At 67.6% G+C, this 26,044-nt stretch carries 27 protein-coding genes; 23 read left to right on the forward strand and 4 right to left on the reverse strand.

What is annotated here, in order from left to right:
- Positions 1-43: 43 nt before the first annotated feature.
- The 13 genes from AB7E03_RS00565 to AB7E03_RS00625 all read left to right on the forward strand — a co-directional run bounded on the left by AB7E03_RS00565 (position 44) and on the right by AB7E03_RS00625 (position 10,837).
- Positions 44-751, forward strand: coding sequence for an L-threonylcarbamoyladenylate synthase (locus tag AB7E03_RS00565; protein ID WP_489938317.1), 708 nt, complete (start codon positions 44-46; stop codon positions 749-751).
- Entirely contained in the window at positions 748-2,004 is a 1,257-nt protein-coding gene (locus tag AB7E03_RS00570; RefSeq protein ID WP_441782838.1) for an MraY family glycosyltransferase, read from the forward strand. The genes AB7E03_RS00565 and AB7E03_RS00570 overlap by 4 nt, the downstream gene beginning before the upstream one ends.
- Positions 2,001-2,486 (forward strand): Cg1360 family ATP-synthase-associated protein, encoded by a 486-nt coding sequence (locus tag AB7E03_RS00575; protein ID WP_489938319.1) that lies wholly within the window; start codon positions 2,001-2,003, stop codon positions 2,484-2,486. The genes AB7E03_RS00570 and AB7E03_RS00575 overlap by 4 nt, the downstream gene beginning before the upstream one ends.
- 178 nt (positions 2,487-2,664) lie before the next feature.
- Complete coding sequence (gene atpB / locus AB7E03_RS00580; RefSeq protein WP_489938321.1) at positions 2,665-3,462, forward strand: F0F1 ATP synthase subunit A; 798 nt, start codon at positions 2,665-2,667, stop codon at positions 3,460-3,462.
- Positions 3,463-3,513: 51 nt separating this feature from the next.
- Positions 3,514-3,735 carry an ATP synthase F0 subunit C gene (gene atpE / locus AB7E03_RS00585; RefSeq protein WP_064111451.1) on the forward strand — a complete coding sequence of 74 codons (222 nt, stop codon included), beginning with the start codon at positions 3,514-3,516 and terminating at the stop codon, positions 3,733-3,735.
- 31 nt (positions 3,736-3,766) lie between these two features.
- Positions 3,767-4,324, forward strand: a complete 558-nt coding sequence (locus tag AB7E03_RS00590; RefSeq protein ID WP_489938324.1) for a F0F1 ATP synthase subunit B — start codon at positions 3,767-3,769, stop codon at positions 4,322-4,324.
- Positions 4,324-5,115: a F0F1 ATP synthase subunit delta gene (locus AB7E03_RS00595; RefSeq protein ID WP_489938326.1), complete on the forward strand. Its 792-nt coding sequence runs from the start codon at positions 4,324-4,326 to the stop codon at positions 5,113-5,115. The genes AB7E03_RS00590 and AB7E03_RS00595 overlap by 1 nt, the downstream gene beginning before the upstream one ends.
- A gap of 22 nt (positions 5,116-5,137) precedes the next feature.
- Positions 5,138-6,775, forward strand: coding sequence for a F0F1 ATP synthase subunit alpha (atpA, locus tag AB7E03_RS00600; protein ID WP_489938328.1), 1,638 nt, complete (start codon positions 5,138-5,140; stop codon positions 6,773-6,775).
- Positions 6,776-6,813: 38 nt separating this feature from the next.
- On the forward strand, positions 6,814-7,713 hold the full coding sequence (locus AB7E03_RS00605) for a F0F1 ATP synthase subunit gamma (RefSeq protein ID WP_441782832.1): 900 nt from the start codon (positions 6,814-6,816) through the stop codon (positions 7,711-7,713).
- Between the two features lie 25 nt (positions 7,714-7,738).
- The gene (atpD, locus tag AB7E03_RS00610; RefSeq protein ID WP_441782831.1) at positions 7,739-9,202 is read left to right on the forward strand and encodes a F0F1 ATP synthase subunit beta; all 1,464 of its coding nucleotides are present in this window, start codon (positions 7,739-7,741) and stop codon (positions 9,200-9,202) included.
- Between the two features lies 1 nt (position 9,203).
- A complete protein-coding gene (locus AB7E03_RS00615; RefSeq protein WP_441782830.1) occupies positions 9,204-9,464 on the forward strand; it encodes a F0F1 ATP synthase subunit epsilon in 261 nt (86 codons plus the stop codon).
- A gap of 1 nt (position 9,465) precedes the next feature.
- The gene (locus AB7E03_RS00620) at positions 9,466-10,026 is read left to right on the forward strand and encodes a P-loop nucleotide/nucleoside kinase family protein (protein ID WP_489938331.1); all 561 of its coding nucleotides are present in this window, start codon (positions 9,466-9,468) and stop codon (positions 10,024-10,026) included.
- Between the two features lies 1 nt (position 10,027).
- Positions 10,028-10,837: a YaaA family protein gene (locus AB7E03_RS00625; RefSeq protein WP_489938333.1), complete on the forward strand. Its 810-nt coding sequence runs from the start codon at positions 10,028-10,030 to the stop codon at positions 10,835-10,837.
- Positions 10,838-11,213: 376 nt separating this feature from the next.
- Here AB7E03_RS00625 and AB7E03_RS00630 read toward each other — a convergent pair whose 3' ends face one another.
- Together AB7E03_RS00630 and AB7E03_RS00635 are read right to left on the reverse strand one after the other, a co-directional pair.
- Positions 11,214-11,807, reverse strand: coding sequence for a DNA-3-methyladenine glycosylase I (locus tag AB7E03_RS00630; protein WP_489938335.1), 594 nt, complete (start codon positions 11,805-11,807; stop codon positions 11,214-11,216).
- On the reverse strand, positions 11,804-12,301 hold the full coding sequence (locus tag AB7E03_RS00635) for a methylated-DNA--[protein]-cysteine S-methyltransferase (RefSeq protein ID WP_489938337.1): 498 nt from the start codon (positions 12,299-12,301) through the stop codon (positions 11,804-11,806). The genes AB7E03_RS00630 and AB7E03_RS00635 overlap by 4 nt, the downstream gene beginning before the upstream one ends.
- A 154-nt stretch (positions 12,302-12,455) precedes the next feature.
- Here AB7E03_RS00635 and AB7E03_RS00640 point away from each other — a divergent pair, with 154 nt between their 5' ends.
- From AB7E03_RS00640 to AB7E03_RS00660, 5 genes are all read left to right on the forward strand, one after another.
- A complete protein-coding gene (locus AB7E03_RS00640) occupies positions 12,456-13,430 on the forward strand; it encodes an aldo/keto reductase (RefSeq protein ID WP_489938339.1) in 975 nt (324 codons plus the stop codon).
- A gap of 76 nt (positions 13,431-13,506) precedes the next feature.
- Positions 13,507-14,163 (forward strand): TetR/AcrR family transcriptional regulator, encoded by a 657-nt coding sequence (locus AB7E03_RS00645; protein ID WP_489938341.1) that lies wholly within the window; start codon positions 13,507-13,509, stop codon positions 14,161-14,163.
- Complete coding sequence (locus tag AB7E03_RS00650) at positions 14,154-15,887, forward strand: ABC transporter ATP-binding protein (protein WP_489938343.1); 1,734 nt, start codon at positions 14,154-14,156, stop codon at positions 15,885-15,887. The genes AB7E03_RS00645 and AB7E03_RS00650 overlap by 10 nt, the downstream gene beginning before the upstream one ends.
- A gap of 12 nt (positions 15,888-15,899) precedes the next feature.
- Positions 15,900-17,873 (forward strand): ABC transporter ATP-binding protein, encoded by a 1,974-nt coding sequence (locus AB7E03_RS00655; protein WP_489938345.1) that lies wholly within the window; start codon positions 15,900-15,902, stop codon positions 17,871-17,873.
- 745 nt (positions 17,874-18,618) lie between these two features.
- Positions 18,619-18,957, forward strand: a complete 339-nt coding sequence (locus tag AB7E03_RS00660) for a hypothetical protein (RefSeq protein ID WP_489938347.1) — start codon at positions 18,619-18,621, stop codon at positions 18,955-18,957.
- 49 nt (positions 18,958-19,006) lie between these two features.
- On the opposite strand, the gene AB7E03_RS00665 is transcribed toward AB7E03_RS00660, so the two are convergent.
- Positions 19,007-19,798, reverse strand: a complete 792-nt coding sequence (locus AB7E03_RS00665) for a DUF1206 domain-containing protein (protein ID WP_489938349.1) — start codon at positions 19,796-19,798, stop codon at positions 19,007-19,009.
- Positions 19,799-19,908: 110 nt separating this feature from the next.
- Here AB7E03_RS00665 and nusA point away from each other — a divergent pair, with 110 nt between their 5' ends.
- The 5 genes from nusA (at position 19,909) to AB7E03_RS00690 (ending at position 25,016) form a co-directional block, all read left to right on the forward strand.
- Positions 19,909-20,916 carry a transcription termination factor NusA gene (gene nusA, locus AB7E03_RS00670; RefSeq protein ID WP_489938351.1) on the forward strand — a complete coding sequence of 336 codons (1,008 nt, stop codon included), beginning with the start codon at positions 19,909-19,911 and terminating at the stop codon, positions 20,914-20,916.
- A 54-nt stretch (positions 20,917-20,970) separates the two neighbouring features.
- Positions 20,971-21,222, forward strand: coding sequence for a YlxR family protein (locus AB7E03_RS00675; protein WP_489938353.1), 252 nt, complete (start codon positions 20,971-20,973; stop codon positions 21,220-21,222).
- A gap of 106 nt (positions 21,223-21,328) precedes the next feature.
- Entirely contained in the window at positions 21,329-24,133 is a 2,805-nt protein-coding gene (gene infB / locus AB7E03_RS00680) for a translation initiation factor IF-2 (protein WP_489938355.1), read from the forward strand.
- 71 nt (positions 24,134-24,204) lie between these two features.
- Positions 24,205-24,699, forward strand: coding sequence for a 30S ribosome-binding factor RbfA (rbfA, locus tag AB7E03_RS00685; protein ID WP_489938357.1), 495 nt, complete (start codon positions 24,205-24,207; stop codon positions 24,697-24,699).
- 26 nt (positions 24,700-24,725) lie between these two features.
- On the forward strand, positions 24,726-25,016 hold the full coding sequence (locus AB7E03_RS00690) for a YciI family protein (RefSeq protein WP_489938359.1): 291 nt from the start codon (positions 24,726-24,728) through the stop codon (positions 25,014-25,016).
- A gap of 58 nt (positions 25,017-25,074) precedes the next feature.
- Here AB7E03_RS00690 and AB7E03_RS00695 read toward each other — a convergent pair whose 3' ends face one another.
- The gene (locus AB7E03_RS00695; RefSeq protein ID WP_489938361.1) at positions 25,075-25,941 is read right to left on the reverse strand and encodes an HhH-GPD family protein; all 867 of its coding nucleotides are present in this window, start codon (positions 25,939-25,941) and stop codon (positions 25,075-25,077) included.
- Positions 25,942-26,044: the final 103 nt, after the last annotated feature.

Genomic DNA, 26,044 nt, shown 5'->3' on the forward strand with positions numbered 1-26,044 from the left:
CTCCCAGTCTGGGGGTCGATGCCCCGGCTATCATTGAGCCGTCATGGCTCCCATCTACGACTGCTCGGTCGACTCCGAGCTGCTCACCGGTATGCGTCTCGCCCGGGCGGCGATCGGACGCGGCGAACTCGTCGTCATCCCCACCGACACCGTCTACGGCGTCGCGGCGGATGCGTTCAGTCCGGCCGCGGTTCAGCGACTCCTTGAGGCGAAGGGACGCGGCCGCCAGTCGCCGCCTCCGGTGCTCGTCCCCGGCATCCCGACGCTGGCCGCGCTCGCGGAGCGTGTGCCGGACGAGGTGGATGCGCTGGTGAAGGCGTTCTGGCCGGGCGGGCTGACCATCGTGCTCCCCGCATCCCCGTCGCTGGTGTGGGACCTGGGCGAGACCAAGGGAACCGTGGCGTTGCGCATGCCGAAGGACAACATCGCGCTGGAGCTGCTCTCGGAGACCGGACCGCTCGCGGTGTCGTCCGCAAACCTGACCGGTCGCCCGGCCGCCCGCACCGCCGCGGAGGCGCAGGCCATGCTGGGCGAGTCGATCTCCGTCTATCTGGATGGGGGAGAAGCGGGCTCAGAGTACGATCGCGTCGAGGGCAAGGACTCGTCGTCGACGATCGTCGACGCGACCGCGCTGGCCGCGGGCGCCGGGGGCCTGCGTATCCTGCGGCACGGGGTCATCTCCCTCGACCAGCTCCGCGAGGTCGTCGGCGATGCCCTCGAGGAGCCGGCCGCCTCGGATGCGGCCCCGTGACCCTCCTCCTCGCCCTCGCTCTGATCTCGGCCGTCATCACGTTCGGGATGTCGTTCGTCGTCTACAAACTGGCGATGCGCTACCGGCTGTACCCGAAGATCCGGGCACGGGATGTGCACACCCGGCCGACGCCCCGGCTCGGCGGTGTCGCGATGTTCCTCGGCATCCTGGTCGCCTTCGGCGTCTCGTGGCTGCTTTCGAGCCAGTTCGGGGTGCTCGGCCTGATCTTCTCCGATCAGGGCCCGATCCTCGCGATCCTGGGCGCCTCGCTTCTGATCGTCGTGATCGGCGTCGCCGACGACATCTGGGACCTCGATTGGATGACGAAGCTGGCCGGGCAGTTCGTGGCCGCCGGCCTCGTCGCGTGGCTGGGCGTGCAGATCTACTCCCTGCCGATCGGCGGCCTCACCGTGGGTTCGCCGGTGATGTCGATCATCATCACCCTGTTCGCGATCGTGCTCGTGATGAACGCCATCAACTTCATCGACGGCCTCGACGGCCTGGTTGCGGGCGTGGCGCTCATCGCGAACGGCACGTTCCTTGTCTACACCTACCTGCTGCAGCGCGAGATCAGCCCGCAGAACTACTTCAGCCTCGCCGGCGTGATCGCGGCCATCCTGGTCGGCGCGTGCGCGGGCTTCCTTCCGCTCAATTGGCATCCGGCGAAGATGTTCATGGGGGATGCCGGAGCGCTGTTGATCGGCCTGCTGATGGCGACCTCGGCGATCTCGGTGACGGGCACCATCAACCCCGAGGCGCTGCAGACGCTGGGCAAGTCGTCGCTGGTCCCCGCGTTCATCCCGGTCATCCTGCCGTTCGCGGTTCTCGTCGTGCCGCTGCTCGACTTCGGGCTGGCCGTCATCCGGCGCCTGCGCGCGGGCAAGTCGCCGTTCAGCGCCGACCGGAAGCACCTGCACCACCGCCTGCTCGACATGGGCCACACCCACCTGCACGCGGTACTCATCTTCTACGCGTGGACGGCGGTCCTGTCGATCGGCTGCCTGCTGTTCTTCTTCGACCCGTACTGGATGGCGATCGTCTTCGTCGCGATCGGCCTGGTGGTCTGCACCGCGTTCACGCTCGCGCCGCTGAGCCGCCGCAAGGCGAACGAGGCGGTGGCCGAGCTCGCACCCGCCGGTAGCCGCGAGGCGGCCGAGACCGCACGCTTCGACCAGCTCGACGAAGCGAGCGAAGCCACTCGCAGCCGATCCGAGCCGCACGACCAGCCCGCCTTGACCGAGGAGCCCCGATGACCCAGCACCCCGATGGTGCCACCCCGGCCCAGCCGCCAGCGCAGCCGACTTCCACGCCCGTCCTTCGTGACGTCCTGAAGTACGGGTTGATCCTCGCCGGCGTGATCGCGGTCGTCGGGATGCTGCTCGGCGGCCTCTTCGCCGGATGGATCGGCGTGACCAGCGCGCTCATCGGCACGCTGATGGCCGCGGTCTTCCTCTCGATCACTGCTCTCAGCATCCTCATCGCGAACCGTTTCATCGGCTCGGACATCTTCGTGGGGCTATTCTTCGGGATCGTGCTGGGCGGCTGGATCCTGAAGTTCGTGCTCTTCCTGGTGCTCGCGATCCTGCTGCGCGACCAGCCCTGGATCAACCCCGTCGTGCTGTTCCTGAGCCTCATAGCGGGCGTCATCGGATCGCTCGTCGTGGACATGATCGTGGTGTTCCGGTCGCGCATTCCTTACGCCAGCGACGTCACCCTTCCGGGTGAGAAGCGCTGACCCGTATCCAATTCGTTATGGGCTGAAAACTCTTGTAGAGTTATGAGCGATCCCACACCCCGTTCGCGCCCGAGAAACCCTGAGGGCGCGAGAAGTGCAGGGTGTCCCACCGTTCGTCGTCGCGAGAGCCCACCGGCTCGACGCCCCGAAACAGGAGATAGCGCTGTTAGCTAACGCTGTGAACCTGCTGGTCCAGGCCGCAAGCTCCGATGATGGAAGCTTCCAGGGGCCCTCGATCAACGAGTTCTTCCCCCCGACCCTGTTCACCATCGGTGGCCTCGAGTTCAACCGAATCATCGTCGTCCGTTTCATCGCGATGATCGCCCTGCTCCTGATCTTCTGGATCGGCACGCGCCGGATGCGGCTCATCCCGGGCCGCTTCCAGTCGGTCGTCGAGATGGGCCTCGACTTCGTGCGCGTCAACATCGCGGAAGACCTGCTGGGCAAGAAGGACGGTCGCCGGTTCCTGCCGCTGCTGACCACGATCTTCTTCATGATCCTGTTCTTCAACCTCACAGGCATCATCCCGTTCCTGAACATCGCGGGCACTTCGGTGATCGCGGTTCCCCTGCTGCTGGCGATCGTGGCCTACGTCACCTTCATCTACGCGGGCATCAAGAAGAGCCCGGCGAACTTCTTCAAGAACGCGCTCTTCCCGCCCGGCGTGCCGTGGTTCCTGTACATCATCGTGACGCCGATCGAGTTCATCTCGACGTTCATCCTGCGTCCGATCACGCTGACCCTGCGACTCCTGATGAACATGGTCGTCGGGCACCTGCTGCTCGTCCTGTTCTTCACCGCGACGACGTTCTTCTTCTTCAGCGCGGGCGGCTGGTGGTCGCTGTTCGGCATCGGCACCTTCGCCTTCGGCTTCGTCTTCACGCTCTTCGAGATCCTGGTCGCAGTCCTGCAGGCCTACGTCTTCGCACTGCTCACCGCTGTCTACATTCAGCTGGCAGTCGCCGAGGAACACTAAGAACGATCCGCGCACCCGCACGGATCGCCATCACGGAAGGAAACACACACAGTGGACATCGCTGCAATCAACGGCAACATCGCCACCGTCGGTTACGGCCTCGCCGCCATCGGCCCGGCCATCGGCGTGGGCATCGTCGTCGGCAAGACCATCGAGGGCGTGGCCCGTCAGCCTGAGCTGGCCGGCCGTCTCCAGGTCCTGATGTACATCGGTATCGCGTTCACCGAGGCGCTCGCCTTCATCGGTATCGCTACCTACTTCATCTTCGTCTGAGTCCTCTTTTCTCACTCAGTAAGGAGGAACCATGCTTAAGAGTGTGGTGATCGCAGCCGCGGAGGGGTCTCACAACCCGCTCATCCCGGAGTGGCCGGACATCATCGGTGCGCTGATCTGCTTCATCATCATCCTGTTCTTCTTCTGGAAGCTCGTGCTTCCGCGCATGAAGAAGCTGCTGGATGAGCGAGCCGAGGCGATCGAAGGCAACATCGAGAAGGCCGACGAGGCGCAGCGCAAGGCCGAGGCCCTGCTCGAGGAGTACACCGCTCAGCTCGCCGACGCGCGTGCCGAGGCCGGCAAGATCCGCGAGACCGCTCGTAGCGACGGTCAGAAGATCGTCGCGGAGGCCCGCGAGGCCGCCACGACCGAGGCTGCTCGCGTGACGGCTCAGGCCCAGGCGCAGCTCGAGGCGGAGCGCCAGACGGCGCTCGTCCAGCTGCGCGGCGAGGTCGGCTCGCTCGCGATCGACCTCGCGTCGACCGTCGTGCGCGAGGCGCTCGACGAGGACAAGCGTGCCCAGGCCATCGTCGACCGCTTCCTGGCGGACCTCGAGGCCGACGAGCAGAAGGCAGGATCGGGCAACTGATGGGAAGCGCCACCAGAGAAGCATTGGCCCGCTCCGTCTCGGCACTCGCCGACCTGGGGTCCAAGGCCGATCTGGCGACGGCTGAGGACCTGTTCGCAGCAGGACGAGTCGTCGCCGACTCGGCCCAGCTCCGGGCTGTCCTCAGCGACCCGACGGTGTCCGGTGAGCGGAAGGCCGTGCTGGTGAAGCGCGTCTTCGCCTCGCTGTCGGCCCCCGCCGTGCAGCTGCTCAGCGTGGTGACCGCGCAGCGTTGGTCGTCGCACGACGACCTGCTCGCCGCGATCGAAGAGCTGGGGATCCGCGCGATCGCCACCTCCGCCCCGCGGAACGTCGACATCGTGGCCGAGTTGTTCGTCTTCGGAGGCGCCGTGACCTCCGATGCGAGCCTCGAGCTCGCTCTCCGGAGCAAGCTGGCCACCACCGACTCCAAGGTCGCGCTGGTCCAGCGCCTGCTGGGCGGACGCGCGTCGAAGGAGACGGTCGCCATCGTGCGCCAGCTCGTCGACCAGCCCCGCGGCCGCAGCGTCCGCGAATCCCTCCGCGCCGCCGCCCGCACCGTGGCGGCTCAGCACGGCAAGACGATCGCGTCGGTCTACGCCGCGACACCGCTGCCCGACGCGCAGATCGAGCGCCTGCGCTCGGTCCTCAGCGCCACCTACGGCGACCTGCAGATCAACCAGGTCGTCGACCCCTCGATCATCGGCGGATTGCGCGTACAGATCGGTGACGACGTCATCGATGGAAGCATCGCGTCTCGTCTGGCCGAACTCCGGCTTCAGCTGGCGGGCTGACCGCCTCAAGATAGGAATCACAATGGCAGACATTCAGATCAGCCCCGACGAGATCCGCGACGCGCTCAAGGACTTCGTCAGCGCCTACGAGCCCACCGGGGCCGAGGCCACCGAGATCGGTCACGTCCTCGACGCCTCCGACGGCATCGCGCACGTCGAGGGCCTCCCCAGCGTGATGGCCAACGAGCTCATCCGCTTCGCCAACGGCACCCTCGGCCTTGCGCAGAACCTCGACGAGAACGAGATCGGCGTCGTCGTGCTCGGCGAGTTCGACGAGATCGTCGAGGGCATGGAGGTGACCCGCACCGGTGAGGTCCTCTCCGTCCCGGTCGGCGACGGCTACCTCGGCCGCGTGGTCGACCCGCTCGGCAACCCGATCGACGGTCTCGGCGAGATCGCCAGCGAGGGCCGCCGCGAGCTTGAGCTCCAGGCGCCCGGCGTCATGCAGCGCAAGTCGGTGCACGAGCCGCTCCAGACCGGCATCAAGGCCATCGACGCGATGATCCCCGTCGGCCGCGGTCAGCGTCAGCTGATCATCGGCGACCGCCAGACCGGCAAGACGGCGATCGCGATCGACACGATCATCAACCAGAAGGCCAACTGGGAGTCGGGCGACGTCAACAAGCAGGTCCGCTGCATCTACGTCGCCATCGGCCAGAAGGGCTCGACCATCGCTTCGGTGAAGGGCGCGCTCGAGGACGCCGGCGCGATGGAGTACACCACCATCGTGGCCGCTCCCGCCTCCGACCCCGCAGGCTTCAAGTACCTCGCCCCCTACACCGGCTCGGCCATCGGCCAGCACTGGATGTACGGCGGCAAGCACGTCCTCATCGTCTTCGACGACCTGTCGAAGCAGGCCGAGGCCTACCGCGCCGTTTCGCTGCTGCTCCGCCGTCCGCCGGGACGCGAGGCCTATCCGGGTGACGTCTTCTACCTGCACTCCCGTCTGCTCGAGCGTTGCGCCAAGCTCTCCGACGAGCTGGGCGCCGGCTCGATGACCGGCCTGCCGATCATCGAGACGAAGGCGAACGACGTCTCGGCGTACATCCCGACCAACGTGATCTCGATCACCGACGGCCAGATCTTCCTCCAGTCCGACCTCTTCAACGCCAACCAGCGCCCAGCGGTCGACGTCGGCATCTCGGTCTCCCGAGTCGGCGGCGACGCGCAGGTGAAGTCGATCAAGAAGGTCTCCGGAACGCTGAAGCTCGAGCTCGCGCAGTACCGCTCTCTGGAGGCGTTCGCGATGTTCGCGTCCGACCTCGACGCGGCCAGCCGCCGCCAGCTGGCGCGCGGTGCACGCCTCACCGAGCTGCTCAAGCAGCCGCAGTACTCGCCGTTCCCGGTGGAGGAGCAGGTCGTCTCGATCTGGGCCGGCACCAACGGCAAGCTGGACGAGGTCGCCGTGGAGGACATCCTGCGCTTCGAGTCGGAGCTGCTGGACCACCTGCGCCGCAACACCGACATCCTGACCACGCTCCGTGAGACGAACGTCCTGGACGACGACACCGCCGCGAAGCTCGGCTCGGAGGTCGACGCCTTCAAGCTCGAGTTCCAGACCGGTGAGGGCAAGCCCCTCGCCTCGGTCGGACGCGAGGAGTTCGAGGCCATCGACGAGGACGAGGTCGACCAGGAGCGCATCGTCAAGGCCCGGCGCTGAGCGCTGAGCCGACGAGAGAATAGGTACAGAGGAGAGACATGGGAGCACAGCTTCGGGTCTACCGGCAGAAGATCAGATCTGCCCAGACGACCAAGAAGATCACCCGTGCGATGGAGCTGATCTCCGCCTCCCGCATCCAGAAGGCGCAGGCGCGGGTCGCGGCCAGCTCGCCGTACGCCCGCGCGATCACGCGCGCGGTGTCGGCGGTGGCGACGTACTCGAACGTCGACCACGTCCTGACCACGGAGCCGGAGAAGATCGAGCGCGCCGCGATCGTCATCTTCTCCTCCGACCGCGGTCTTGCCGGCGCCTTCAACTCGAACGTGCTCAAGGAGTCCGAGAAGCTCGCGGAGCTGCTGCGCAGCCAGGGCAAGGAAGTCGTGTACTTCCTCGTCGGCCGGAAGGCCCAGGGCTACTTCAGCTTCCGTCGCCGCTCGTTCGAGCGGGTCTGGACCGGGAACACGGACGCCCCCGAGTTCGAGCAGGCCAAGGAGGTCGCAGACGCGATCCTCGAGTCCTTCCTGCGGGATGCGTCCGACGGCGGTGTGGACGAGATCCACATCATCTACAACCGCTTCATCAGCATGCTGACCCAGGAGCCGCAGGTCGTCCGCCTGCTGCCCCTGGAGGTCGTCGAAGGCGTGGAGGAGCCGGACCGCACTCAGGTCCTGCCCCTCTACGAGTTCGAGCCCGACGTGGGGACGGTGCTCGACTCGCTGCTCCCCGTCTACATCGAGAGCCGCATCTTCAACGCGATGCTGCAGTCCGCCGCGTCCAAGCACGCCGCGACGCAGAAGGCGATGAAGGCTGCGAGCGACAACGCCGACAAGCTCATCACCGACTACACGCGTCTTGCGAACAACGCCCGTCAGGCGGAGATCACCCAGCAGATCTCCGAGATCGTCGGCGGCGCAGACGCGCTGAGTTCGGCCAAATGATCGTCCAACGAGAGAGATAACAATCATGACTACCGCTACCGCCGAAGCTCAGGCTTCGACCGCGCAGCCGGCCGGTGTGGGACGCATTGCCCGCGTGACCGGTCCGGTCGTCGACATCGAGTTCCCGCACGACGCGATCCCGGGCATCTACAACGCCCTCAAGACCACGATCACGATCGGCGAGGAGTCGACCGAGATCACGCTCGAGGTCGCGCAGCACCTGGGCGACGACCTGGTGCGGGCAATCGCGCTGAAGCCGACCGACGGCCTGGTCCGCGGCGGCGAGGTTCGCGACACCGGCGCCCCGATCAGCGTGCCCGTGGGCGACGTGACCAAGGGCAAGGTGTTCAACGTCACCGGTGACATCCTGAACCTGGAGCCGGGCGAGACGGTCGAGATCACCGAGCGCTGGCCCATCCACCGCAACCCCCCGGCGTTCGACCAGCTCGAGTCGAAGACCCAGCTGTTCGAGACCGGCATCAAGGTCATCGACCTGCTCACCCCGTACGTGCAGGGTGGAAAGATCGGCCTGTTCGGCGGTGCGGGCGTCGGAAAGACCGTCCTCATCCAGGAGATGATCCAGCGCGTCGCGCAGGATCACGGTGGTGTGTCGGTGTTCGCCGGTGTCGGTGAGCGCACCCGTGAGGGCAACGACCTCATCCACGAGATGGAGGAGGCGGGCGTCTTCGACAAGACGGCCCTCGTCTTCGGCCAGATGGACGAGCCGCCGGGAACGCGTCTGCGCGTCGCCCTGTCCGCTCTGACGATGGCGGAGTACTTCCGCGACGTGCAGAACCAGGATGTGCTGCTCTTCATCGACAACATCTTCCGATTCACGCAGGCCGGCTCCGAGGTCTCCACGCTGCTCGGCCGCATGCCGTCCGCGGTGGGCTACCAGCCGAACCTGGCCGACGAGATGGGCATGCTCCAGGAGCGCATCACCTCGACCCGCGGTCACTCGATCACCTCGCTGCAGGCGATCTACGTGCCGGCCGACGACTACACCGACCCGGCGCCGGCGACCACGTTCGCACACCTCGACGCCACGACCGAGCTCTCCCGTGAGATCGCGTCGAAGGGCCTGTACCCGGCCGTCGACCCGCTGACCTCGACCTCGCGCATCCTCGACCCCCGTTACCTGGGTGAGGACCACTACCGCGTCGCGACCACCGTCAAGCAGATCCTCCAGAAGAACAAGGAGCTGCAGGAGATCATCGCGATCCTCGGTGTCGACGAGCTGTCGGAGGAGGACAAGATCACGGTGTCGCGTGCGCGCCGCATCCAGCAGTTCCTCTCGCAGAACACCTACATGGCGAAGAAATTCACCGGTGTCGAGGGCTCCACGGTTCCGCTGAAGGAGACCATCGAGTCGTTCGACGCCATCGCCAAGGGCGAGTTCGACCACGTCGCCGAGCAGGCCTTCTTCAACGTCGGAGCGATCTCCGACGTCGAGGAGAAGTGGGCGCAGATCCAGAAGGAGAACGGCTGAGATGGCCGTCCTCACCGTGAGCGTCGTCGCGGCCGACCACGAAGTGTGGTCGGGCGAGGCGAGCATGGTCGTCGCGCGCACCGTCGAAGGGGAGATCGGTATCCTGCCGGGCCACGAACCGCTGCTGGCCATCCTCGCCGAGGGCGAAGTGCGTGTGACGCTGAACGGAGGCGAGTCCATCCGGGCGAACGCCGATGACGGCTTCCTCTCCGTCGAGAACAACACCGTCACTGTCGTGGCCCGTCAGGCCGAGCTGGTCTGATATGTCCGGGCAGCAGGGAGCCCCGCTGGAGCGCCAGTTCGGAGACGTCCGCGTCCCGATGCTGGTGGCGATGGCGGGGCTTCCCGGTTCCGGGAAGTCCACCATCGCGGAGGTCGTCGCTGGACGCATCGGAGCCACGGTGATCTCGGTGGATCCCATCGAAGCGGCCGTGCTGCGTGCCGGCATCGACTCCGACCAGCCGACCGGCCTCGCCGCGTACCTGGTGGCCGAGACCATGGCCGAGCAGGTGCTGCTCTCGGGCCATTCGGTCGTCGTCGACGCGGTGAACGCCGTGGAGCCGGCCCGCCTGCAGTGGCGAGACCTGGCGCAGCGCTGCGACGTGAAGCTGCGGGTGGTGGAGACCGTGTGCTCCGATCCTGAGCTGCACGAGGAGCGCCTGGCGAAGCGTTCCGGGATGGTCGCCGCCTACGCCGTCGAGCAGAGCGTCGACGAGTACGACGAGTGGAAGGGCGCCTGCGGTTCGCTGCCGCGCGTCACCCTCGACACCTCCGCGCCGCTGGGGGAGAACGTCGAGACCGCTGTCGAGTTCGTGGAGGGCTAGGGTGCTCATCCTGCTCCCTCCCTCCGAGACCAAGAGGGACGGGGGAGCGGGGTCGCCGCTCGCTCTCGATCGTCTGCGTTTCCCGTCGCTGAACGACATCCGTCGCGAGGTGGTGTCGGCGGTCGTCGAGTTGGCCTCCGATCACGGCTCCGCGGTGAAGGCACTGAAGCTCGGCCCGAAGCAGGCCGGGGAAGTCGAGCGGAACCGCGCGATCCTCACGGCACCGACCATGCGCGCACTCGAGCGGTACACCGGTGTGCTGTACGACGCACTCGATGCCGAGTCGCTGTCCGAGGCCGACTGGGAGGTCGCGTCTCGGTCGGTCGTGGTGCAGTCGGCGCTGCTCGGGTTGGTCGGAGCCGCTGACCCGGTTCCCGCGTACCGGCTCTCGTTCGATTCGCGCCTCTCACTGCGCCGCGGCGCGGCCTCGCTGAAGAAGCGATGGGCGGAGGCGGGTGCAGCCGCACTGGCAGAGCAGGATGGTCTGCTGCTGGACCTGCGGTCCTCCGGGTATGCGGAGCTGGCGCCGCTGCCGGATCGGGATGGTGCCCACTACGTCCGGGTGCTCGCCCGCGACGATTCCGGCCACGTGCGTGCGCTGAACCACTTCAACAAGCAGGCCAAGGGGCTCCTCACGCGCGCTCTGGTGGAGGCCGGCGGGGCGTTCGCGTCGACGGAGGACCTGCTCTCCTGGGCCGAAGCAGAGGGCTATGAGCTCCGGCCGGCGGCTGACGGCTCGCGTGATCTGGAACTCGTGGTGCCGGAGGTGCGCGGGGCTCCCGGCAGCCTGATGGCGACCCTCCGGGTCTGACCGCGGCTGCCCGCGATCGGCGCTGCACGTACGGGCGCCTCACCGCGAACTCACAGTGGTGCGCCGACATAAAGTGAGATAAGCTCAATAGCAAGAGAGAGGATCATTGATCCGAGGTGTGCGCACACCAGTTGAGTGCACATCTCACCAAGTCGGGCCGTCGTGTGGTGGCCGGCGCGTCATCCCCATGCGTCGTTTCCCACGTCGGAGTGTGAGGCACCAAGATTCCGCCTGCGGTCGGGCACGAGCGGTAGAACCCTCACCAGCGAGATCCGTCGTCGGAGCCATTTTCCGCCGCCGGCCCGACTCTCTCGGTTCTCTCCGCAAGCATCGGAGCCGACAGCGTCACAGGCGCTGTCGACCTCGATGTGACGCTCTACGCGCGGAAGCACCCTTCGAAGTGGTCGTCGACCATCCCGGTCGCCTGCATCAGGGCGTACATCGTGGTCGGCCCGACGAAGCGGAAGCCGCGTCGGCGCAGTTCTTTGCTGAGCGCAGTCGACTCGGCCGTGACGGCCGGGATCTCGCCCCACTCTCGCGGCCGACGGTCGGCGCGCGGCTCGGGCGCGAAGCTCCACATCAGCTCTTCGAGCGGAACGTCGAGCGCGAGTACCGCGCGGGCGTTCGAAATGGTCGCCTCGATCTTGCCGCGGTGGCGGATGATGCGCGCATCCTGAAGGAGCCGCTGCACATCCGTCTCGGTCATCGCCGCGACCCGCTCCGGCTCGAAGCCGAGGAACACCTCCCGGAACGCCGGTCGCCTTCGGAGAATGGTGATCCAGGAGAGCCCCGCTTGGAATCCTTCGAGACACAACTTCTCGTAGAGCGCGCGCGGGTCGTGCTGCGGTCGGCCCCACTCCTCGTCGTGGTAGCGGCGGTACTCCGGGTCGCTCGCCGACCAGGAGCACCGCGCCAGGCCGTCGTCGCCGACGACGAGCGCCGATCGTGCCGGTGTCGTCGTCTCGCTCATGCGGCGAGCAGGATCCCCTCGTGCTCCAGCAGCCACAGCTTGGTCGGGATACCGTCGCCGCCGCTGTAGCCCGTCACCCGTCCGCTGGAGGAGAGCACGCGGTGGCAGCCGACGATGATCGGCACGGGGTTGGCCCCGACGGCGCCGCCGATCGCGCGGCCGTAGCCCGCGTGCCCGAGGGATGCGCCGAGCTCGCCGTACGACACGAAGGTGCCGTACTCGAGAGCGGCGAGTCTCTCCCACACCGCCTGGCGGAAGGGCGTGCCCTGCAGCCGGACCGGCACCTCGAACGACCGGCGCGACCCTGCGAAGTACTCGCCCAGCTGCGCCGCCGCGTCGTCGAGCACGGGTGCACTGCGTTCTGGGTGGTCTTCGAGTGGCAGGTGGCCGGCCCGCTCGATGGAGAGTGACGTGACGGCCGTGCCGTCGCTGGTCAGCTCGAGCCGGCCAATGGGGCTCGTGGTGCGAAGGAGATAGGCGAAAGAACTGCTCATGGGTCGACTCTAGGACGCACCACCGACGGGCACTCGCGGGAATCGGACATCGGGGGATAACTGATTCGGCAGCCCACTTGTGGACGGATTCTTGACGCATCCCGATGGGTATGAGGCGCGGACGGCGGCAGCGGTCGTGCCTAGACTCGAGAGCATGGCCACCATCGAATACCGCACCCTCGGACCCTCCGGACTCGTCGTCTCCACCGTCGGACTCGGCTGTAACAATTTCGGCCGGAAGGACACCGCGACCGAGACGCAGGAGGGCACGGACGCCGTCATCGGCGCCGCGATCGATGCGGGGGTGACCCTGTTCGACACGGCCGACATCTACGGCAAGGAGCGCGGCCTCTCCGAGACGCTGATGGGCAAATCGCTCGAGGGCAAGCGCGACCGGATCGTGCTCGCCACCAAGTTCGGGATGGACATGGCCGGCGTGAACGGTCCAGAGTGGGGCGCGCGCGCCTCCCGTCGCTACATCCGGCTGGCGGTGGAGAGCTCGCTGCGCCGCTTGCGCACAGACTGGATCGACCTCTACCAGCTGCACCGGCCCGACGGCATCACCCCCATCGAGGAGACGCTGGAGACGCTGGACGACCTCATCGCCGAGGGCAAGATCCGCTACATCGGGCACTCCAACCTGAGTGGATGGGAGATCGCAGAGGCGGAGTTCACCGCCCGGCTGAACGAGCATCCGAAGTTCATCTCCGCCCAGAACGAGTACAGCCTTCTGGCGCGCGACGCCGAGCGGGAGGTGCTCCCGGCGGTGAACCGGTACGGCCTCGGCTTCCTCCCCTTCTTCCCCCTGTACAACGGGCTGTTCACGGGCAAGTTCACGCGCGAGGGCGGCCCCGCCGACAGCCGCATCATGCACACCCGCAAGCATCTGCTGGACAACGCGCCCTGGGACCGCGTGGAGCGGTACCAGGCGTTCTGCGACGAGCGCGGCGTCACGATGCTCGCCGCGACCTTCGCGTGGTTGCTGGCCCAGCCCGGACTCACCAGCGTGATCGCGGGCGCGACGAAGCCGGAGCAGATCGTCGCCAACGCCGAGGCGGCGACCGCATGGACCCCGACTCAGGATGAAGTGGACGCGATATCCGAGATCTTCGCCACCGAGGCGTCCTGAATACAGGGGAGTGAGCGGGTCCAGTTTTCAGGACGAATCCTTGTGAGTGAGCACTCACTCCGCCTATAGTGGGCGCGTGACCGAGGACTCCCTCACAGAGGACGCGCCGAGAACGCGAGCCCAGCCGATGGCCGCGGAAGACCGCCAGGCGATGATCGTCGACGCCGTCATCCCGCTGCTCCTCGAGCACGGGCGCGGCGTGACCTCCCGGCAGATCGCCGAGGCTGCGGGAATCGCCGAGGGCACCATCTTCCGCGCCTTCGGCGACAAGGAGACGCTCGTCCAAGCCGCGATCGAGAAGTACCTCGACCCGGAGCCGTTGCGCGAGGCCCTGCGCAGCATCGACCCTGCGCTTCCGCTGGAGCACAAGGTCCGCGCGATCCTCTACCTGCTACGCGAACGCTTTCACAGCGTGATGCGCATCATGTCGGTGATCGGCCCCGAGCGCCCGCCGGTCCCTCAGGAACGGGGGGAGTTCGCGCGGATCATCGCGCACATCCTGGAGCCTGAGGCACAGGAGCTCAACTGGCCACCGGAGCGAGTGGCGCACCTGCTTCGGCTGATCAGCTTCTCGTCCGCCTTTCCTGCGCTCAACGAGGGCATCGAGTTCAGCATCGACGACCTCGCCAGGATGACGCTGCTCGGTGTCGCCGGCGCGTCCCCCCTCGTCCCCGCTCCCACCCCAAGCCCGTCCTCGTCCTCGTCCTCGCCAACGGAGGCATCATGCTCCTGAAACTGCTCGGCCGGTTCCTCCGGCCGCACTGGCCGCTCCTGATCGGGGTGATCTTCTTCCAGCTGGCGCAGGCCCTGCTCTCGCTGTGGCTGCCCACCCTCAACGCGGCCATCACCGACAACGGCATCGCCAAGGGCGACACCAGCTACATCATGGCGGTTGGCGCCGAGATGCTCGGTGTGACGCTCGTCCAGGTCGCGTGCGCGATCACCGCCGTGTACTTCGGCGCGAAGGTCGCGATGCTCGTCGGTCGCGATCTGCGCGAGGCGATCTTCCGCCGCGTGGGCGAGTTCAGCGAACGCGAGGTGTCGTCGTTCGGCGCGCCCTCCCTGATCACCCGCAACACGAACGACGTCCAGCAGGTGCAGATGCTGGTCATGATGACCTGCACGCTGCTCGTCGCCGCGCCCATCCTGGCCATCGGCGGAATCGTGCTGGCGATGCAGCAGGACATCGACCTGTCGTGGCTGATCGCCGTCAGCGTCCCGGCCCTGCTGATCGCCGTGAGCATCATCATCTCGCGCATGGTGCCGCTGTTCCGCCGGATGCAGGACAGGATCGACCGCGTCAACCGGGTGCTGCGCGAGCAGCTGACCGGGATGCGCGTCGTGCGGGCGTTCGTGCGCGAGGACGTCGAGACCCGCCGCTTCCGCACCGCCAACGATGAGGTCACCGACACGGCGCTGAAGGCGGGCCGCCTCTTCGCTCTCATGTTCCCGATCGTGATGCTCGTGCTGAACGTGTCGAGCGTCGCCGTGATCTGGTTCGGCTCGTTCCGCGTCCAGGAGGGGTCGCTGCAGATCGGCACGCTGACGGCGTTCCTGCAGTACCTGATGCAGATCCTGATGGGCGTCATGATGTCGACGATGATGGCGATGATCGTGCCGCGCGCGTCCGTCTGCGCGGACCGCATCGGCGAGGTGCTCGGAACCGAGACGTCTGTCCGGATGCCCGAACGGCCCGTCACCGAGGTGCAGGCGCACGGCACCGTGGAGTTCGTCGACGTCGGCTTCTCGTATCCCGGCGCCGAGAACCCGGTCCTGACCGACGTGACCTTCCTGGCCGAGGCCGGGAAGACCACGGCGATCATCGGCAGCACCGGCGCCGGCAAGACGACGCTGGTGAACCTCATCCCACGCCTGTTCGATGCGACGAGCGGAATCGTCCTGGTCGACGGAGTGGATGTGGCCGACCTCGACCCAGAGGTGCTGTGGTCGCGTATCGGCATCGTGCCGCAGAAGCCGTACCTGTTCTCAGGAACGGTGGCGTCGAACCTGCGCTACGGCAACCCGGACGCCACCGACGACGAGCTCTGGCACGCGCTGGAGGTGGCGCAGGCGCGCGACTTCGTCGAGGCGATGCCCGAGAAGCTCGAGGCCCCGATCTCGCAGGGCGGGACGAACGTCTCAGGCGGTCAGCGGCAGCGCCTGGCGATCGCGCGGGCACTGGTCCGCAAGCCCGAGATCTACGTGTTCGACGACTCGTTCTCGGCGCTCGACACCGCGACCGACGCCCGGCTGCGCGCGGCCCTGGCGCGGGACGTGGCCGACGCGACGATGGTGGTCGTCGCGCAGCGGGTGTCCACCATCGTGGATGCCGACCAGATCATCGTCCTGGAGGACGGCCGGGTGGTCGGCCGGGGGACGCACGACGAACTCGTGGAGAGCAGTGCGACGTACGCGGAGATCGTGTCGTCGCAGCTCGCCGCCCAGGATGCGGCGTAGGGAGAGACCGGGATGAGCGAGAAGACGACAGAACCGGTCCGGCCCCCAGGCCCGCCCGTGCGGCGCGGCCCCGGCGGCGGTGGGCCGTTCGGCGGGATGATGATGCCCGTCCAGAAGTCCATGAACTTCGGACCGAGCGCCAAGCGGCTGCTCGGCAGGCTCCGCCCGGAGTGGCTCGCGCTGTCCGCGGTGACCCTGCTCGCGGTGGTGTCCGTCACCTTCGCGGTGCTCGGACCGAAGCTGCTGGGCAACGCGATCAACCTGGTGTTCGCCGGCGCCCTGTCGCTGCAGTTCCCGAAGGGGATCACGCAGGAGCAGGCCATCGCCGCGGTGCGCGCGAAGGGCGAGACGCAGTTCGCCGACCTCCTCTCGGGCACCACGTTCACGCCGGGCGCGGGCATCGACTTCACGGCGGTCGGGCAGACGCTGCTCTGGGTGCTGGCGCTCTACGTGCTGTCCTCGGTGTTCAGCTATCTGCAGGCGTACGTGCTCAACGGCGTCACCCAGCGCACGGTGTACCGCCTCCGCTCGGACGTGGAGGACAAGCTCCACCGCCTCCCGCTGAGGTACTTCGACGGAATGCAGCGTGGCGAGCTTCTCAGCCGCGTCACCAACGACATCGACAACATCTCGCAGTCGCTGCAGCAGACCATGAGCCAGCTGCTCACCTCCCTGCTGACCGTGGTCGGCGTTGTGGTGCTGATGTTCGTCATCTCGCCACTGCTCGCCGTGATCGCGCTCATCACCATCCCATTGACGCTTCTGATCACCACAGTGATCGCTAAGCGCTCGCAGAAACTGTTCGTCGCCCAGTGGCGGCACACCGGCGAGCTGAACGGCCAGATCGAGGAGGCCTTCACCGGCCACTCGCTGGTCAAGGTGTTCGGGCGCCACCGGGAGGTGGAGGCGCGCTTCCGGGAGAAGAACCAGGAGATGTACCAGGCGAGCTTCGGCGCCCAGTTCATCTCGGGCATCATCATGCCGGCCATGATGTTCGTCGGCAACCTGATGTACGTCGCGATCGCCGTGGTCGGCGGCCTGCAGGTCGCGAGCGGGGCCATGCAACTGGGCGACGTGACGGCGTTCATCCAGTACTCGCGCCAGTTCACGCAGCCGCTGACCCAGCTGGGATCCATGGCGAACCTGCTGCAGTCGGGCGTCGCCAGCGCCGAGCGTGTCTTCGAGCTGCTGGATGCGGACGAGCAGTCCCCGGACCCGGCCGAGCCCGAGAACCCCGAGGGCACCAAGGGCCTGCTGGCGTTCGAGGATGTCTCGTTCCGCTACGTCGAGGAGACGCCGCTGATCGAGGACCTCTCGTTGGTCGCGCAGCCGGGACAGACGGTCGCGATCGTCGGCCCGACAGGCGCGGGGAAGACCACCCTCGTCAACCTGATGATGCGGTTCTACGAACTCGACGGCGGACGCATCACGCTCGACGGCGTCGACATCGCGACGATGACGAGGCACGACCTGCGCGCACGGATGGGCATGGTGTTGCAGGACACCTGGCTGTTCAAGGGGACGATCCGCGACAACATCCTCTACGGCCGTCCGGATGCGACCGAGGAGGAACTGGTGGATGCGGCCCGCGCGACCTACGTGGACCGGTTCGTGCGCTCGCTGCCGGACGGCTACGACACCATCCTCGACGACGAGGGATCGAACATCTCGGCGGGGGAGAAGCAGCTGCTGACGATCGCGCGGGCGTTCCTGGCGCGGCCGAGCGTGCTCATCCTGGACGAGGCGACCTCGTCGGTCGATACCCGGACGGAGCTGCTGGTGCAGAAGGCCATGAGCGCGCTGCGGGCGGACCGCACATCCTTCGTGATCGCGCACCGGCTGTCCACGATCCGCGACGCCGACCTCATCCTGGTGATGGAGGCGGGGCGCATCGTCGAGCAGGGGACGCACGCGGAGCTTCTCGCGCGCGGCGGCGCGTACTACTCGCTCTACAACGCGCAGTTCGCGGGGGCGGCCAGCGAGTAGGTCACGCCTCCTTGAGCCGTGAGGCGTAGGCGGGTGTATTCACTGGCGTTGTCTGCCAAGGCGCGCCGAGCAAAACAAATCCACGATCCGCTCGTCAGCATCCCCCGACCGTTACGTCTTTCAAGGGGAGGGGAGTTTTCCTCTGCGAATCGACGACTGCATCCTCTTCGTGTCATCGGGTAGAGGAGGACCGGTCATCGCCGCTCGCTCTGAATGAAAGCGGAACTGTGAAGAGAATGATGAAGATCGCCGTGACCTCCACCGTGGCTCTAGGCATCGTCGCCTCGGGTGGGGCGGGTGCCAACGCGGCTGTGCCATCTCGAACCCCACCGGTGAATACTTTCACCGTGATCAACGAGACCACGATCTCAACGCAGTACACCGATACCAGCAGGCAGATTGGAACATGCAAAGTGACGCGGTCCGGCGGTACCTGTTCGATACAGGTGTCTACAACGGTCGGGTCGTCGATCGGAGTCGCACTGGGGATGGCGTCCGGAGCAGTCGCCGGTCAGCTCGGCGTCTCGATGTCGGCGAGCTCTTCCGTGACGTGCTCCTCGCCCACTCTCAAGGCCGGTCAGACGTGGCATGCCTGGCCGAGGGGAACCCGGTACAGGTACCAAATCCGACACGTCCAGAATCCAGGGAGCGGTACGACGACCAGCGGGACCCTGTACGCGTTCGTTCCTCGCTCGAATGCCATTACATGCGGTTAACACCACTGGCATTGCTTGCCTCAGCCACTGTGATTCTCTTGACGGGCTGCTCGTCGCCGCAGCCGCCGACCGACGCCGAGTTGCACAGCGCGATTGGTAGGACACTCGACCAGGTCGAAAGCAGCTTTCCGAAGTCGGTGTCTCCGGTCTACGACCTTTCGTCGTCCATTGTGAACAAGCCTGCCGCGTACTCCGCGGGTGCGCCTGGCGGCCAGTGGGTGGTCGTCGTCGCTTGTGCTGCAGATTCACCGAACCCCATAGAGAACATGGCTGTCGGGGTAATTCCACGAAATGACTATCGTGCGAGCATCCGGACGGCCGCTCGCGATGGTCGCTATGACGATCTGCTCGAAGAATGCGCCAAGTAGGGTTTGTCGTTGGACCGCTTCTCTTTCGCGGGGGCGGCCAGCGAGTAGGTCACGCCTCCTTGAGCCGTGAGGCGTAGGCGCGGACGCACCAGAAAACACCGTAGGCGATCAACCCCAGGGCGATGAGGATGAGCAGGAACACGCCGAACGGCACCTGCGTCAACGCCTTCAGGCTGCCGTCCAGCCCGCCCGCCTTCTCGGCGTCGGAGGTGACCGCGCCGAACACGACGAGGCCGCCGACGATGATCAGGGCGACCCCTTTGGAGATGTAGCCGACCCGGCCGAGCATCGTCGTGACGATCGCCCAGCGGTTGGGTGGGAGGCGCAGGTCGCGCTCGAAGCGATGGGTGGCGCCGTTCACGATGAAGACGACGCCCGTCGCGACGACCCCGAGACCGATCGCGGCCAGCAGGAACGAGCCCCCGGGGGCCGCGAGGAGCTGGGCGCTCATCGACTTCTCCGACGACGATGCGTCCTTGCGGCCGCCGACGGCGATCGAGATCGCGATACCGGCCAGCGCCGCGTAGACGACGCACTTGACGACCTCGATGAGCTTCTCACCGCGCTTGTGAGCGGTGATCGCCTGAAGCACCTGCCACGCGGCGAGGAAGATCAGGCCGACGATGACGGCCCACAGCACGAACAGCCCGCCCGGCACGGCCACCAGCGCCTGGAGCGCGCCGGACTGGTCGGCGCTGCCGCCCGAGCCGAACGCGACCGCGAGGGCGATCGCCCCGATGAGGATGTGCAGGACGCCGATGGCGGCGAGTCCCACCCGCGCGAGGACGCGGACGGCGGGCTGGCGTTCGACACGGGATGCGGCCCGGCTGGGGGAGGTCATGGCCTGAACGGTACCCGGCGTACACGCGTTCCGTAATCTCGGGTACCGTAGAGGACTGAGTCCGTCGCGCCCGTCGCGCGATGGCGAGATCTGAATATGAGGAGGCCGGCATGGACATCGACCTCAGCGTCTTGCGTCTCATGGAGCGCGAGAAGGAGATCCCCTTCGATGAGCTGGTGCAGATCATCGAGCAGGCGATCTTGACCGCCTACCTGAAGCACACGAACCAGGCCGATCACCGCCACGGTCACACCGACCAGCCGCCGGCCGCACGGGTGCACTTGGACCGCAAGACGGGGCATGTCACCGTCTACGTGCCCGAACTCGACGAGGAGGGCAATGTCATCGGCGAGGCCGAGGACAGCCCCAGCGACTTCGGCCGCATCGCGGCGTTCGCCGCCAAGCAGGTCATCAACCAGCGGCTGCGCGACATCGCCGACGACGCCGTGCTCGGCGAGTTCCGCGGGCGCGAGGGCGACATCGTCGCGGGCGTCATCCAGCAGGGGCCGAACCCCCGGATGATCCACGTCGACCTCGGCACCGTTGAGGCGATCCTGCCTCCCGAGGAGCAGGTTCCCGGTGAGGAGTACGCGCACGGGTCGCGCATCCGCGTGTACGTCACGAGCGTGAGCAAGGGCCCCAAGGGGCCGTCGATCACCGTCTCGCGCACGCACCCGGCGCTCGTCCGCAAGCTCTTCGCGCTCGAGGTGCCGGAGATCGCCAGCGGCGTCGTGGAGATCGTGTCGCTGGCCCGCGAGGCCGGGCACCGCACCAAGATCGCGGTGCGCGCGACCGAGCCCGGCGTGAACGCCAAGGGCGCCTGCATCGGCGAGCTCGGGCAGCGCGTCCGCGCGGTCACCGCGGAACTGAACAACGAGAAGATCGACATCGTCGACTACTCGCCGGACCTCGCGACCTTCGTCTCGAGCGCCCTGTCGCCGGCGAAGGTGACCAGCGCGTTCGTCATCGACGAGTCGCTGAAGGCCGTGCGCGCCCTCGTCCCCGACTACCAGCTGTCGCTCGCCATCGGCAAGGAGGGCCAGAACGCCCGCCTCGCCGCGAAGCTGACCGGCGCGAAGATCGACATCCAACCCGACTCGATCCTCGACCGGGACTGAGCGGGTACCGTCCCCTGATCGCTTCGTTCGGCGACCGGTCCCAAGAGGAGTAAGATGGAACCCGTCAGAACGTGCGTCGGATGCCGTTCTCGCGCTCCCCGGTCCTCTCTTCTGAGGATCGTCGCCCAGGAATCTGAACTCGTGGTGGATCCTTCCGCCACACTTCCCGGGCGGGGTGCGTGGCTGCATCCGGTCGACGGGTGTCTCGACCTCGCGGTGAAGCGCCGGGCCTTCGGGCGGGCGCTTCGCGTGGAAGGACCACTCGGCACCGCGGCCATCCGGTCGCAAATTATGAGAACAGGCTGAAGAAGTTGACTTCATATGAGTGACAACCGATGAGCGGCTCGAAATGAGATCCGTCCACAACTAACGCCTGCCCCTGTCCGGGGGTGGGCCCCCAGACAGGAGAATTGTGGCTGCAAAACCACGCGTACACGAGGTCGCGAGCGAGCTCGGCGTCGACAGTAAAGTCGCGCTCGCGAAACTCAAGGAGATGGGCGAGTTCGTCAAGGGACCGTCCTCCAGCATCGAGCCCCCGGTAGCACGCAAGCTGCGTGCCGCACTGGAGGCCGAAGGGCACTCGGGCTCCGGCAAGCCGGCCGCCGACAAGGCGACCGCGTCAGCGCCGAAGGCCCCCGCCCAGTCGCCGCGCCCCGCCGCGCCGCGCCCGCAGGCCGCTCAGGCCGCAGCGCCCGTCGAGGCAGAGGCCGAGACAGACGCCGGGCCGAAGCCCGTCGCACCGATGTCGGTCGCCGAGCGTCAGGCAGCGGCCGAGAAGGCTGCAGCAGAGAAGGCGGCCGAGAAGGCCGCTGCCAGCGCGGCCAGCGCTGCTGGTGCCGAGAAGCCCGCCACGCCCGACGCCGTCAAGCCGGCGTCGCCGCGCCCCGGCGGCAGCAGCAGCATCCCCCGTCCGAGCGCCCCGCGCCCGGGCAACAACCCGTACTCGTCGAACCAGGGGATGGGCCAGCGCACTCCGCGACCCGGCAACAACCCCTTCTCGTCGTCGCAGGGCATGGGACAGCGTCCCTCGCCCGGCAACATCCCGCGTCCCACCCCGCCGCGCCCCGGTGCCCCGCGCATCGGCGCGCCCGGTCAGGGCGGCGGCAACCGTCCCGGCGGACAGCGTCCGGGTGGCGGCGGAGGCCGTCCCGGCTTCCAGCAGCGCCCCGGTAGCGGCGGCGGTGCCGGAGCAGGCACGGCGGGCGGCTTCCAGCGGCCCGGCGGCGGCTTCGGCGGTCCGCGCCCCGGTGGTGGCGGCGGTCGCGGTCGTGGACCCGGCGGTGGCACCGCAGGTGCCTTCGGTCGCGGTGGCGGCAAGAGCAAGGCCCGCAAGTCGAAGCGCGCGAAGCGCCAGGAATTCGAAATGCGGGAGGCCCCGTCGCTGGGTGGCGTGAGCGTACCCCGCGGCGACGGCAACACCGTCGTGCGGCTGCGCCGCGGCGCATCCATCTCCGACTTCGCCGACAAGATCGACGCGAACCCCGCGTCGCTGGTCACCGTCCTCTTCCACCTGGGCGAGATGGCGACCGCGACCGAGTCGCTCGACGAGGCCACCTTCGAGGTGCTCGGCGAGGAGCTGGGTTACAAGATCCAGGTCGTGTCGCCCGAGGACGAGGACAAGGAGCTCCTGGAGGGCTTCGACATCGACCTTGACGCCGAGCTTGCGGACGAGTCCGACGAAGACCTCGAGATCCGGCCCCCGGTCGTCACCGTCATGGGTCACGTCGACCACGGTAAGACGCGCCTCCTCGACGCCATCCGCAACGCGAACGTCGTGGCGGGCGAAGCCGGCGGCATCACCCAGCACATCGGTGCGTACCAGGTGTGGACGGAGCACGAGGGCATCGAGCGTGCCATCACCTTCATCGACACCCCGGGTCACGAGGCGTTCACCGCCATGCGTGCCCGTGGTGCGCAGGTCACCGACATCGCGATCCTCGTGGTCGCGGCGGACGACGGCATCATGCCGCAGACCATCGAGGCGCTGAACCACGCCCAGGCGGCCAACGTGCCGATCGTGGTCGCGGTCAACAAGATCGACAAGCCGGATGCCAACCCGGCGAAGGTGCGCCAGCAGCTCACCGAGTTCGGTCTGGTGGCGGAGGAGTACGGCGGCGACGTCATGTTCGTCGACGTCTCGGCCCGGAACGACATCGGCATCCAGGACCTCCTGGACGCGGTGCTGCTCACGGCCGACGCCGGTCTCGACCTGCGCTCCAACCCGAACAAGGATGCGCGAGGCATCGCCATCGAGGCGAAGCTCGACAAGGGCCGCGGCGCTGTCGCGACCGTGCTCATCCAGTCCGGAACGCTGCGCGTCGGCGACTCGATCGTCGCAGGCACCGCCTACGGACGTGTCCGTGCGATGGCCGACGAGAACGGCGACGCCGTGCTCGAGGCAGCGCCGTCCCGTCCGGTGCAGGTGCAGGGTCTCTCCAGCGTTCCGCGCGCCGGCGACGTCTTCATCGTCACCGAGGAGGACCGCACCGCCCGTCAGATCGCCGAGAAGCGCGAAGCCGCCGAGCGCAACGCACAGCTGGCCAAGGCCCGCAAGCGCATCTCGCTCGAGGACTTCACCCGTGCTCTGGAAGAGGGCAAGGTCGAGGCGCTCAACCTCATCATCAAGGGCGACGTGTCCGGTGCCGTGGAGGCGCTGGAGGAGTCGCTCATGAAGATCGAGGTCGACGACTCGGTTTCGCTCCGCATCCTGCACCGCGGCGTCGGCGCCATCACCGAGTCGGACATCGACCTGGCGACCATCGACAACGCGATCGTGATCGGCTTCAACGTCCGCCCGGACGTGAAGGCGCGCGAGCGTGCAGCCCGCGAGGGTGTGGACGTCCGCTTCTACTCGGTCATCTACAACGCCATCGAGGACATCGAGAATTCGCTCAAGGGCATGCTCAAGCCCGAGTTCGAAGAGGTCCAGTCCGGTGTCGCCGAGATCCGCGAGGTGTTCCGCTCCTCGAAGTTCGGCAACATCGCCGGTGTCATCGTTCGCTCCGGGACGATCACCCGCAACGCCAAGGCGCGGGTCATCCGCGACGGCGTCGTGGTGGGCGACAACCTCGCGATCGAGTCGCTGCGCCGGTTCAAGGACGACGTCACCGAGGTCCGTACCGACTTCGAGGCCGGTATCGGTCTCGGGAAGTACAACGACATCCAGATCGGTGACGAGATCGAGACGACCGAGCTTCGCGAGAAGCCGCGCGTCTGAGCTAAACGGACCGAAGGCCCGGCGGGTGACCCGCCGGGCCTTCGGCTTCCACCACGAGTGAGGAGTGAATGATGGCTGATCCGGCTCGCGCGAGGAAGCTCGCGGACAGAATCAAGGAGATCGTCGCGAAGCGGCTCGATCGCGGTCTGCGCGACCCGCGCCTCGGCTTCGTGACCATCACGGACGTCCAGGTGACCGGTGACCTGCAGCACGCCACCGTGTTCTACACGGTGTACGGCACCGAGCAGGAGCGCGAGGACAGCGCTGCAGCCCTGGCCGCGGCGACCGGGATGCTGCGCAGTGAGGTCGGCAAGAACATCACCGCCCGGCTGACGCCGACGCTGGCGTTCCAGCTGGACGCGATCCCCGAGAACGCGGCCCACATCGAAGACCTGCTGCGGGAGGCGCGCGAGCGCGACACCGAGGTGGCGGGACTCGCCGCGAGCGCCGCGTATGCCGGCGAGGAAGACCCGTACGTCAAGCCGCGGGACTTCGACGAGGACGCCGACGAGGACGCCGAGGACGCCGAGGACGACGACGACGAGAGCACCGCGTCGGAGCGCTGAGCGCATCCCGACCCTAAGCTGACGGCATGTACGCCGTCTCGTTCTATGACGCCGACCCGGATGCGGGTCCCGAGCACTTCCTGCGACTGGTGGAGACCTACCCCCGCCACCGGGCTTACCTCGACGATTTCGCGAAGGGCGGCGAGGTGCTCATGATCGGCACGTTCGGCGACCCAGCGACGCAGGGATCGATGGCGATCTTCCGGTCGAGGGAGGCGGCCGAGCGCTTCCGCGAGGGCGACCCGTTCGTGACCGAGGGGCTCGTGTACCGGTCCCGGATCCTCGACTGGGACCCCCTCGTCTTCTCCGTTTCGTGAGGTGCTCGCAGGTGCGCAGGCACACGGCGTGTCGCGCGCACCTACGAGCACCTCACGGTCAGGGCAGCGTGTAGCCGCCCTGGGACGCGACGGCCAGGCCGTCCGCCACGAGTCCCGCGAGGGCGCGGTCGCGCTGTGCTGCATCCGGCCACACGCTCTCGAGCTCGGCGGCACTGACCGGGATGTGCGAGGCCCGCAGTTCGGCGAGGATGCGACCGCGAACCTGGCGGTCGCTGCCCTCGTAGCGCTTCTGCACCGGCTTGCGCGGACCGGCGTACGCCGGATAGCCCGCCTGACGCCAGGCGCACCGCGCGGCGATCGGACACTCGTCGCAGCGCGGAGAGCGGGCGACGCAGACGATCGCGCCGAGCTCCATCATCCCGGCATTGAAGGCGGCCGCGGCCGGGCGGTCGTCGGGCAGCAGCGCCTCCATGGCGGCGAGGTCCCGCTTGGCGCTGGGCGGCCCGGGCTCCGCCTGGGCGTCCACGGCCCGCGCGATGACGCGGCGGATGTTGGTGTCGACGACGGGATGCCGGTCGCCGTAGGCGAACACCGCCACGGCGCGCGCGGTGTAGTCGCCGACGCCAGGGAGCGCGAGCAGCGCATCCACGTCGTCCGGCACCACCCCGCCGTGACGTTCGGTGATCGCGACGGCGGCGGCGTGCAGCCACAGCGCCCGCCGCGGATAGCCGAGCGACTTCCAGGCACGCACGGCCTCGCCGGGCGGAACGGCGGCGAGGTCCGCCGGAGTGGGCCAGCGCGTGAGCCACTCCTCCAGCCGGGGAATGACGCGGCTCACCGGCGTCTGCTGCAGCATGAACTCGCTGACGAGCGTTCCCCACGCGGTGAAGCCGTCGCGCCGCCACGGCAGGTCGCGCCGGTTCGCGTGGTACCAGTCCACCACCGTCGCGGCGAAGTCGTGCATGCATCGAGGCTAACCGGTGCCGCCGCCTCTGCTCGCCGCATGTTGCTTCCGCTGCCGCCGCGCGCCGACGCTGCCGCCGCGTATCGGGCTGATCGACTGAGCC

The organism is Leifsonia sp. RCC_180, from assembly GCF_058138205.1.

Bases quoted from the DNA above. Each gene is read 5' to 3' on its own strand.
- AB7E03_RS00565 (WP_489938317.1), top strand. From the start codon at position 44: ATGGCTCCCATCTACGACTGCTCGGTCGACTCCGAGCTGCTCACCGGT.
- AB7E03_RS00575 (WP_489938319.1), top strand. From the start codon at position 2,001: ATGACCCAGCACCCCGATGGTGCCACCCCGGCCCAGCCGCCAGCGCAG.
- AB7E03_RS00590 (WP_489938324.1), top strand. From the start codon at position 3,767: ATGCTTAAGAGTGTGGTGATCGCAGCCGCGGAGGGGTCTCACAACCCG.
- AB7E03_RS00595 (WP_489938326.1), top strand. From the start codon at position 4,324: ATGGGAAGCGCCACCAGAGAAGCATTGGCCCGCTCCGTCTCGGCACTC.
- atpA (WP_489938328.1), top strand. From the start codon at position 5,138: ATGGCAGACATTCAGATCAGCCCCGACGAGATCCGCGACGCGCTCAAG.
- AB7E03_RS00605 (WP_441782832.1), top strand. From the start codon at position 6,814: ATGGGAGCACAGCTTCGGGTCTACCGGCAGAAGATCAGATCTGCCCAG.
- atpD (WP_441782831.1), top strand. From the start codon at position 7,739: ATGACTACCGCTACCGCCGAAGCTCAGGCTTCGACCGCGCAGCCGGCC.
- AB7E03_RS00615 (WP_441782830.1), top strand. From the start codon at position 9,204: ATGGCCGTCCTCACCGTGAGCGTCGTCGCGGCCGACCACGAAGTGTGG.
- AB7E03_RS00620 (WP_489938331.1), top strand. From the start codon at position 9,466: ATGTCCGGGCAGCAGGGAGCCCCGCTGGAGCGCCAGTTCGGAGACGTC.
- AB7E03_RS00630 (WP_489938335.1), bottom strand. From the start codon at position 11,807: ATGAGCGAGACGACGACACCGGCACGATCGGCGCTCGTCGTCGGCGAC.
- AB7E03_RS00635 (WP_489938337.1), bottom strand. From the start codon at position 12,301: ATGAGCAGTTCTTTCGCCTATCTCCTTCGCACCACGAGCCCCATTGGC.
- AB7E03_RS00640 (WP_489938339.1), top strand. From the start codon at position 12,456: ATGGCCACCATCGAATACCGCACCCTCGGACCCTCCGGACTCGTCGTC.
- AB7E03_RS00650 (WP_489938343.1), top strand. From the start codon at position 14,154: ATGCTCCTGAAACTGCTCGGCCGGTTCCTCCGGCCGCACTGGCCGCTC.
- AB7E03_RS00655 (WP_489938345.1), top strand. From the start codon at position 15,900: ATGAGCGAGAAGACGACAGAACCGGTCCGGCCCCCAGGCCCGCCCGTG.
- AB7E03_RS00665 (WP_489938349.1), bottom strand. From the start codon at position 19,798: ATGACCTCCCCCAGCCGGGCCGCATCCCGTGTCGAACGCCAGCCCGCC.
- nusA (WP_489938351.1), top strand. From the start codon at position 19,909: ATGGACATCGACCTCAGCGTCTTGCGTCTCATGGAGCGCGAGAAGGAG.
- AB7E03_RS00675 (WP_489938353.1), top strand. From the start codon at position 20,971: ATGGAACCCGTCAGAACGTGCGTCGGATGCCGTTCTCGCGCTCCCCGG.
- rbfA (WP_489938357.1), top strand. From the start codon at position 24,205: ATGGCTGATCCGGCTCGCGCGAGGAAGCTCGCGGACAGAATCAAGGAG.
- AB7E03_RS00690 (WP_489938359.1), top strand. From the start codon at position 24,726: ATGTACGCCGTCTCGTTCTATGACGCCGACCCGGATGCGGGTCCCGAG.
- AB7E03_RS00695 (WP_489938361.1), bottom strand. From the start codon at position 25,941: ATGCACGACTTCGCCGCGACGGTGGTGGACTGGTACCACGCGAACCGG.